Source organism: Novosphingobium sp., from assembly GCF_027486195.1.
Taxonomy (GTDB): domain Bacteria; phylum Pseudomonadota; class Alphaproteobacteria; order Sphingomonadales; family Sphingomonadaceae; genus Novosphingobium.
The window spans coordinates 1-8689 of the sequence record NZ_JAIXPP010000017.1; the positions used below are offsets into that span (position 1 = coordinate 1).

Consider the following 8689-nt stretch of genomic DNA (forward strand, 5'->3'; position numbering starts at 1 on the left):
AGCGCGATTGGCCAATCCAGCGATTTCATTCCACCCTGCCGGCAAACCGGACCGCCGACATCGGGTGCAAGGAACCCGGCGGCGGCTTTTGCGGGCTTTCATTGTTGAAATCCCCGACATCGGCGAGCTTTAACGCCGAAGCCAAAGGCGCGCAAATGCTTTATCGGTTAACCTTCAATTCACGGTTTCGCTGCCTGAAACGCGTCTTGGCACCGCCGCCATCGCCTTTCGGCGCCAGCGATTCTAAGGACCCCCGCATGCCCCGCACCAGATGCTCCCGCCGGAAACACGCTTCCCTCCCCATGTGGGCCCGGTTGCTCGCCGCCGCCGCGCTCAGCCTTGGCGGCGCTGCGGCAAGCCACGGACAGGAAACAACTTTGTCTGTTTCCATGGCGCCGGGGCTGGAGGCCGATCCGGACCTGACATACGCCGATCTTGTCGATCTCGCCCTGTCCGCACAGGTCGTGGCGCGTGCCGAAGTGCGCAAGGCCGTGCGGCTCAAGCCCGAGGAAGCACCTGGCCTGCCCGCCGGCCGCGCCCGGCTCTATGTGGAGGCCCGCACGCAGGCGCTGCTGATCGGCGAAAACCTTGGCGAATCGATCCGGTTTCTTGCCGATGTCCCACTTGATGCGCGCGGCAAGCCGCCCAAGCTGAGCAAGGCGCAAGTGCTCGTACTGGCCCGCCCTGTGCCCGACCGACCGGGCGAGCTCCAGCTTGTCGCGCCCGATGCCATGCTGGTGCTCACCCCCGCGCGCGAAGCCACATTGCGCGCGATTCTGACCGAGACCTCGCGGCCCGATGCTCCGCCCGCGATCACCGCAGTGCGCGAGGCGCTGCACGTCGCCGGCAACCTCGCGGGCGAGGGGGAAACCCAGCTTTTCCTTGGTACGGCAACCGGCGCGCCGGTCTCGATCTCGGTGCTCCGGCGTCCCGGCCAGCCGACGACATGGGGTGTGAGCTTCACCGAAATCGTCGATTCGGCGGCGCACGCACCGCTTCCCGCGACGCTTGCGTGGTATCGCCTCGCCTGCGGGCTGCCCGGCCGACTGCCTGAGCGCGCGAATATCTCCGCCACGCTGACCGACCGGCGAATCGCGGCGGAAGACTATGCCCAGGTGCTAGCCGATCTCGGCCCCTGCACCCGCAAGCGCGGGGCACCCTGATCTACACTCACCACCTGCGGTTGCGAGGGCGGATCAGCTACCCTAAGGCGCACCATAAGATTTTACGGGGATCATCATGAGCGAACCTTTGCGCATCGCGCTGGCCGGTCTTGGCACCGTCGGAGGCGGCGTCATCCGCCTGCTTGAAGCCAACGCAGGCCTCATTGCGCGCCGTGCAGGCCGTCCGATCACGATCAGCGCGATCAGCGCGCGCAACCGCAGCAAGGACCGCGGTGTCGATCTCTCGTCCTACGCTTGGGAAGACGACATGGTGATCCTCGGCGAGCGGCCCGATGTCGACGTCGTCGTCGAACTCGTCGGCGGCGCCGATGGCCCGGCGCTCGCCTTGGCGCGCACCACGTTCGAAGCGGGCAAGGCGCTGGTGACCGCCAACAAGGCGATGGTCGCGCATCACGGGCTCGAACTCGCCACCAAGGCCGAGGCCGCGAAAGTCGCCTTCAAGTTCGAAGCGGCGGTGGCGGGCGGCATCCCGGTGATCAAGGCGCTCAAGGAAGGCGCGGCGGCCAACTACATCGACCGCATCTACGGGATCCTCAACGGCACCTGCAATTACATCCTCTCGACCATGGAGGACACCGGCCGCGATTTCGCCGATGTTCTCGCTGAAGCGCAGGCCAAGGGCTATGCCGAAAGCGACCCCACGTTCGACATCGACGGCATCGATGCGGCGCACAAGCTGGCGATTCTCTCCAGCATCGCCTTCGGCACGGCGGTGGATTTCAAGCCGGTTGCTGCCACCGGCATTCGCCGCGTGCTCGCCGCCGATATCGCGCAGGCCGATGCGCTGGGCTATTATATCCGCTTGATCGGCATGGCTGAAACCGCCGTCGACGAGGCTGGCCAGCGCAGGCTGTTCCAGCGGGTCCATCCGATGCTGGTCCACCGCGACCACCCGCTCGCCCATGTCGATGGCGCGACCAATGCGGTCGTGGCGGAAGGCAACTTCGTCGGCCGCCTGCTGTTCCAGGGCGCGGGCGCGGGCGATGGCCCTACCGCGAGCGCCGTTGTGGCCGACCTTATCGATATCGCGCGCGGCGATATCGGCGCGCCGTTCTCTATCCCGGCGGCAGAGCTCGAAATGGCCGCCCCCGCCGATAGCGGCCACCGCACCGGTAAGGCCTACCTCCGCTTCACCGTGGCCGACCGCCCCGGCGTGCTGGCCGAGATTACCGCCGCAATGCGCGATGCCGGGGTTTCGATCGAAAGCCTGATCCAGAAGGGCCGCGCGGCCGTAGGCAGCGCGGATCAGGTACTGGTCGCCATGGTCACGCACGAAGGCCCCGAAAGCGCGATTGCCGAGGCGCTGCGCCTGCTCGATGGCTCCCCCAGCCTCGGCGCACCGCCACTGGTGATGCATATCCTCGAGGATTGACCCGCCATGGCCGGAGCCTTGAGTGATCGGGCGACCCCGAATCTGCCCTCGCGCGATTTCGAAGTCACCGCGCAGTTCTATGGGCAGTTCGGTTTCACCGAATCATGGCGAGACGCTGGCTGGATGATTCTCGCGCGTGGCGGCCTGATTCTTGAATTCTTTCCCTACCCCGATCTTAATCCGGCCAGCAGCTCCTTTGGCAGCTGCCTCAGACTGAACGATGTCGAGGCGTTCTACGCAGACCTTATTGCAGCAGGCGTTCCGGAAAAGACCACCGGCTGGCCGCGCCTGCACCGGCCCAAGCGGGAGCCGTGGGGCGGGCTGGTCGGCGCGCTGATCGATCCGGACGGCAGCCTCCTGCGGCTTATCCAGGAAGATTAGGACACGAAAACAAGCACATGCATTTGCGGTGCGGTGCGTTTCACAGTGAATGGAAGCTTTGCGCCGCCCGACGGCTGCTCTTGGGCACTGCGCCGCAACTAGCCCTAAGGCGCCCGAATCTCCCCGCGCGCGATCCTGTCGGCATCTGAATCGGGCGGCGCTTCGGGCAGCTTGGTGATGTCGAAAAAGTACATCGGCGTCGGTGCCGAACCGAAGCCGATACAGCCCCTGCTGCAATCGCGCAGCCCGCTGACATTGGGCGCACGCGGCAGGCCGTCGTTGGTGGAGCGCGCCGACTCGAGCTGATCCCGCAGCGGCAGGCGCTCCTTCTCGTTCGCCTCACGGCCGCCGCAAACAACGATCGCGCCGTCCGGACCAGCCTTTTCGCATTTCTTGGGCTGGCCCGCCGTGAGCAGCCGCTGGGCGATCTGCGCATTGCTGTCAGTATCCCCCGAATCCGCCGGCGCAGCCGCGCTTGCAGCGGGTGCTTGTGCCGCATCCGCCGCCGGTGCCGATTGCGCCCGGGCCATCCCCATTGCAAGGAACGGCAGGTATACGCATAGGAATGCGCGAAACGCGCGTCTGTATAGTATTCCGCGCCTCGACAACCCTGCATCCTCCCGTCTAGGGCAGGGGAGCTTCCGCCAACGAGCCTCAGGAGTCAACGTGACCGACATCCGACCCGCACCAGCCGCCTCGCAGGTTCTTGACCGCGTCCTCGTCCTCGAGATGGTCCGCGTTACCGAGGCGGCCGCCATCGGGGCCTCGCGGCTGATCGGCCGGGGCGACGAGAAGGCCGCCGATGCCGCTGCGGTGGAAGCCATGCGCGCCGCCTTCAACGAACTCTACATGGACGGCACCGTGGTGATCGGTGAGGGTGAGCGCGACGAGGCGCCGATGCTCTACATCGGTGAGAAGGTCGGCGCCGCGCCCGGCAAGGGCCCGAAGATCGACATCGCGCTCGATCCGCTCGAGGGCACCACGATCACCGCCAAGGCCGGCCCGAACGCGCTTGCCGTGCTGGCCGTCGCCGAAGAGGGCGGTCTGCTCAACGCGCCCGACGTCTACATGGAAAAGCTCGCAGTCGGTCCCGGCTATCCCGACGGCATCATCGATCTCAACCGCACGGCGGGCGAGAACGTGTGCGCCGTCGCCAAGGCCAAGGGCGTTGATCCCAGCGACATCATCGTCTGCGTGCTCGACCGCCCGCGCCATGCTGAACTCATCGCCGAATTGCGGGCGCTGGGTTGCGGCATCAGCCTGATCCCCGATGGTGACGTGGCGGGCGTGATCGCGGTGACCAACGAGGACACCGGCATCGATCTCTACATGGGCACCGGCGGCGCGCCCGAGGGCGTGCTTGCGGCAGCTGCGCTGCGCTGCGTCGGCGGGCAGTTCAAGGGCCGCCTGCTGTTCCGCAACGAGGACGAGAAGTCCCGCGCGCGCAAATGGGGCATCACCGACCTCAACAAGGTCTATGATCTCAAGGAACTCGCCAAGGGCGACTGCATCTTCGCCGCGACCGGCGTGACCGATGGTTCGCTGCTCGCGGGCGTCAAGATCAACAAGAGCGGGGTGATGACGACCGAAAGCGTCGTGATGCGCGCCAGCTCGGGCACGGTCCGCTGGGTCAAGGGCGAGCACCGCAAGCCGCGCTGATTGCCCCGCAGAAGGGCAGCACAACACGAGAGGACCGGACATGAAGGGCATCGCTGAATTCGAGGCCGCGGTAGCGGCTGCAAACCTGCCAGGCGCGGTGGCCCTGATCACCGACAGCAAGGACACCCGCTATGCCCGCGCCTTCGGGCAGGCGGATGCGGTAAACGGCGTGCCGATGCGCGAGGACACGCTGTTCCAGATAGCCTCGATGACCAAGGCGCTCACCAGCGTCGCGGTGCTGCAGCTGGTCGAACGCGGCAAGCTCGATCTCGACGCGCCGGTCGGTCCGATCCTCCCCGAACTCGCCGAGCCGCAAGTGCTGGGCGGCTTCGATGCGGACGGCAAGCCGATCCTGCGCCCGGCCGCGTTGCCCGTCACGCTGCGCCACTTGCTGCTCCACACCTCCGGCTGCGGCTATACCTTCATGAACGCCGACCTGCTGCGCCATGCCATGGCCACCGGCAAGATGGCAGCGGGCAAGCGCGCCAGCCTCGACCTGCCGCTGATGTTCGATCCGGGCACGAACTGGCAGTACGGCGTCGGGATCGACTGGGCAGGCCTTGCCGTCGAAGCGGTGACCGGCATGACGCTCGGCGAATGGTTCGAGAAAGAGATCACCGGGCCGCTGGGCATGACCCAGACCCGCTTCCGCGGCACCTGGGATGCCAACGAGGCGCAAGTCCATGTGCGCGAAGCCGAAGGCGGCTTCAAGACGCAGGGCATGGTGCTCGGCGGCGGCGAGTATCACAACGGCGGCGGCGGCCTGTCCTCGACCGCCGGTGACTACGCCCGCTTCCTGCGCATGATCCTGCGCGGCGGCGAGCTCGACGGGGTTCGCGTGCTCTCTCCGGAAATGGCCCGAATCGCGCGCGAGGATGCTCTCCCCGCGCATCTCTCGGCGGGCGAGATGACCACCGCGATGCCGAGCTTTGCCAGCGCGTTCGACCCGCTTCCCGGCCAGCGCGGCGGCTGGACCCTTGGCGGATTCCTCGTCAACACCGAGACCGGCCCCGCTGGCCGTTCGCCGGGCAGCTTGCATTGGGCCGGCATCTTCAACTGCTACTACTGGATCGATACCGATCGCGATCTCGCCGGCGTCATCCTCGCGCAAGTCGCACCGTTCGCGGATCCGGGCGTGCTCGAAAGCTTTGCCGCGCTTGAACGGATGGCCTGCGAGAACGCTTGATCTGATCAGCTCGCCAGTGCGAGCGGCTGCGGCGCGGGCCGATTCTCGACCGCAGACTTGCGCCGCATCGCATCGGGCGCGGCAAGCGCCGCCGGCCGGCGCGCTACATCGCGCGTGCGGAAGGTGGTGACCAGTTCGTTGAGGCGGACGGCTTCGGCAGCAAGGCTGCGTGTCGCCGCCGTGGATTGCTCGACCATTGCCGCGTTCTGCTGGGTCAGCCGGTCCATTTCGCCCATCGCTGCATTGATCTGGCTGAGGTTGGCTGCCTGACGTGTCGCCGATCCGGCGATGTTGCCGGTCAGCGAGCCGATCTCGCCGATTCGCCGCACGATCGCCTCAAGCCGGGTCCCGCTTTCGCGCACCAGCTCGACGCCCGCGCCGACCTGCTCACCGCTGGCGGTGATCAGCGCCTTGATGCTCTGCGCCGCATCGGCACTGCGCTGGGCCAGCGCGCGCACTTCGGTGGCGACGACGGCAAAGCCCTTGCCCGCCTCCCCGGCACGTGCAGCCTCGACCCCCGCATTGAGCGCGAGCAGGTTGGTCTGAAACGCAATCCCGTCGATCACGCTGATGATCTGGCCGATTTCCTGCGCGGATTGCTCAATCGCGGCCATGGCTTCGATCGCGCGGCGCACGACGTCGCCGCCCTCGCCTGCCTCGCGGCCGGCCTGGGTGATGGTCTGGCTAACCGCCTGCGCCCCATTCGCGGTTTCGTGGACGATGCCGGTCACCGCGTCCATCGCCCGCGCCGTCTCGGCGATGCGTGCCGCCTGGGCTTCATTGCGCTGCGCCAGATCTTGCGAGGCAGCGCCGATCTCGGAAATGCTGCCCTTCACGCTTGCCGTGCCGACCCGCACGATCCGCAGCGCTTCCGCCAATGAGGACACTGCCGCGTTGTAGTTCTCGCGGAGCAATTCGTAAGCAGGCGGGAACGGCTCATCCAACCGGTGCTCCAGATCCTTGTCCGCGAGCCGGGCCAGCCCATTTGAAACTGCGGTGACCACTGCGGCTTGCTCGGTGGATGCCAGGCGGCGCCCTTCCTCGGCCTCGCGGAATACGCGCATGGCGCGGGCGACCATGCCGATTTCGTCTGCCCGCTCGATACCTGCGATGGCGACGCTCGTATCGCCGTCCGCCATGCGCTGCATCGTCGTCGCCGTCTCGACAAGCGGTAAGACCACCAGCTTCTGCGCGGCGCGTGCGCTCCACAGGATAAGCCCCAGCATCGCAAGCGCCAGCGCGGCCAGCCCAGACAGGGCGAGGCCGATTCGCCCGGCGTTGGTGCGGGCAGTCTCGGTGCTGTAGGTCCGGCTGAGCGCCACGATGCTGCGCACCTGCTCGCGCTGCACGCGATAGATCGGCGCGATATCCATCGAAAACGCCTCGCCCATCGCAGCGCGATTGCCGCTCTTCACGGCGGGCAGGAACTTGCTGTCCATGATCTGCCAGAACTTCTCGGCAGCCGCGATCGTGTCATTAAGCGGTTGGCGCAGTTGCTCCGGGACCGGCGCAGTCTTCCAGTAGGTTTTGCGCGCTTCGAACTCGGCGTGCTCGTCCTTGAGCTCGCTGAGATAGGGACCCGCCCGGTCGGGATCGTGCACGATCAGCGCGGCATTGAGATAGGGCTCGACCACGAAGGCCGGGGGCGGCAGCACGTCCGCGAGAATTTCGGCCTGCAGGGCGCTGTCCTGGGTCATCGGGCCATCGGCGCGGATGGCGTATACCACGGCCGAGGCGAGTGCGATGAGCGCGAGCAGCAGGCCGATGAGAAGCCGCGCGCCGCGGCGTGCCTTGTCGCTTAGCTTGATGCCGCTGAGCTTGACGCCGCTGAGCATGCCAGAGGACTCCGATAGCGGATCGCCGGAGGGGGCGTCCGTCACGCGGTTCCTACTGGCCAAGTCCTTGCAACTACCCCCATTCCGGACTGTTTGAACTACGTAGGCCGCGGACAACAAATCAAAAACCCCGCCGGCCAGGGCCGACGGGGTTTTCAACTTGGTCAGTCAGGTCAGCCGATCAGGCCTCGCCATCCTTGATCAGGTAGTCACCGGCATCGGCGTCGAGACCGTGGGTCTCACCCTCGACCGCCGCCAGCGGATCGTTGCCGATCGCCGCTTCGGGGCCCTGGGCCAGCTCGGCGGCATGCTCTTCGGCCGCTGAATGGGGCGCGATAAGCGACTCCTGGAGCTTGCGATACGAAGCGCGCAGCGCGGCATCGCGGCTGGTAGCCGCAACGCGCAGGCGGTTCATGCCCGCGCCCGTGCCCGCCGGGATCAGGCGGCCCACGATCACGTTCTCCTTGAGGCCGATCAGCGAGTCCCGCTTGCCCTCGACCGCCGCCTGCGTGAGCACGCGGGTGGTTTCCTGGAACGAAGCCGCCGAAATGAACGAACGCGTCTGCAGCGAAGCCTTGGTGATGCCCAGCAGCACCGGCTTGCCTTCAGCCGGACGCATGCCCGGCGCGAGCTTGGCGTTGTATTCGTTCATTTCCTCGAGGTCGATCTGCTCGCCTGCCAGCAGCGTGGTATCGCCGCCATCGGTGATCTCGACCTTCTGCAGCATCTGGCGAACGATCACCTCGATGTGCTTGTCGTTGATCTTCACGCCCTGCAGACGATAGACTTCCTGGATTTCCGCCACGAGGTATTCGGCCAGAGCTTCGACGCCCATGACTTCCAGAATGTCGTGCGGGTTGGGCGAACCGCTGATGAGGTTGTCGCCCTTCTTGACCCAGTCGCCTTCCTGCACGTCGATCACCTTCGACTTGGGGATCAGGTACTCGACCGGATCGCCTTCCTCGGGGATGATCGCGATCTTGCGCTTGGCCTTGTAGTCGCGAACGAATTCGATGCGGCCCGAGATCTTCGCGATGATCGCGTTGTCCTTCGGGATGCGCGCTTCGAACAG

General features: G+C 66.5%; 7 protein-coding genes and 1 pseudogene. 5 read left to right on the top strand and 3 right to left on the bottom strand.

Going from position 1 to position 8689, the window contains the following annotated elements:
• Window positions 1-302: 302 nt before the first annotated feature.
• From Q0071_RS03800 to Q0071_RS03810, 3 genes are all read left to right on the top strand, one after another.
• Window positions 303-1163, top strand: a complete 861-nt coding sequence (locus Q0071_RS03800; RefSeq protein WP_298165470.1) for a hypothetical protein — start codon at window positions 303-305, stop codon at window positions 1161-1163.
• Window positions 1164-1239: 76 nt separating this feature from the next.
• Entirely contained in the window at window positions 1240-2556 is a 1317-nt protein-coding gene (locus Q0071_RS03805; protein WP_298165472.1) for a homoserine dehydrogenase, read from the top strand.
• Window positions 2557-2574: 18 nt separating this feature from the next.
• Window positions 2575-2937 carry a bleomycin resistance protein gene (locus Q0071_RS03810; protein WP_298165480.1) on the top strand — a complete coding sequence of 121 codons (363 nt, stop codon included), beginning with the start codon at window positions 2575-2577 and terminating at the stop codon, window positions 2935-2937.
• 104 nt (window positions 2938-3041) lie between these two features.
• Here Q0071_RS03810 and Q0071_RS03815 read toward each other — a convergent pair whose 3' ends face one another.
• Entirely contained in the window at window positions 3042-3467 is a 426-nt protein-coding gene (locus Q0071_RS03815; RefSeq protein WP_298165474.1) for a hypothetical protein, read from the bottom strand.
• A 136-nt stretch (window positions 3468-3603) separates the two neighbouring features.
• Here Q0071_RS03815 and glpX point away from each other — a divergent pair, with 136 nt between their 5' ends.
• Together glpX and Q0071_RS03825 are read left to right on the top strand one after the other, a co-directional pair.
• On the top strand, window positions 3604-4596 hold the full coding sequence (gene glpX, locus Q0071_RS03820; RefSeq protein ID WP_298165475.1) for a class II fructose-bisphosphatase: 993 nt from the start codon (window positions 3604-3606) through the stop codon (window positions 4594-4596).
• Between the two features lie 40 nt (window positions 4597-4636).
• Window positions 4637-5782 (top strand): serine hydrolase domain-containing protein, encoded by a 1146-nt coding sequence (locus Q0071_RS03825; protein ID WP_298165477.1) that lies wholly within the window; start codon window positions 4637-4639, stop codon window positions 5780-5782.
• 5 nt (window positions 5783-5787) lie between these two features.
• Here Q0071_RS03825 and Q0071_RS03830 read toward each other — a convergent pair whose 3' ends face one another.
• Together Q0071_RS03830 and Q0071_RS03835 are read right to left on the bottom strand one after the other, a co-directional pair.
• Window positions 5788-7617, bottom strand: a complete 1830-nt coding sequence (locus tag Q0071_RS03830; protein ID WP_298165479.1) for a HAMP domain-containing methyl-accepting chemotaxis protein — start codon at window positions 7615-7617, stop codon at window positions 5788-5790.
• Window positions 7618-7798: 181 nt separating this feature from the next.
• Window positions 7799-8689: pseudogene (locus Q0071_RS03835) on the bottom strand (DNA-directed RNA polymerase subunit beta'); the annotation flags it as partial.

What these genes read in the sequence shown, in the direction of transcription:
- Q0071_RS03800 (WP_298165470.1), top strand. Translation starts at nt 303, where the DNA reads ATGTGGGCCCGGTTGCTCGCCGCCGCCGCGCTCAGCCTTGGCGGCGCT.
- Q0071_RS03805 (WP_298165472.1), top strand. Translation starts at nt 1,240, where the DNA reads ATGAGCGAACCTTTGCGCATCGCGCTGGCCGGTCTTGGCACCGTCGGA.
- Q0071_RS03815 (WP_298165474.1), bottom strand. Translation starts at nt 3,467, where the DNA reads ATGGCCCGGGCGCAATCGGCACCGGCGGCGGATGCGGCACAAGCACCC.
- Q0071_RS03825 (WP_298165477.1), top strand. Translation starts at nt 4,637, where the DNA reads ATGAAGGGCATCGCTGAATTCGAGGCCGCGGTAGCGGCTGCAAACCTG.
- Q0071_RS03830 (WP_298165479.1), bottom strand. Translation starts at nt 7,617, where the DNA reads ATGCTCAGCGGCGTCAAGCTCAGCGGCATCAAGCTAAGCGACAAGGCA.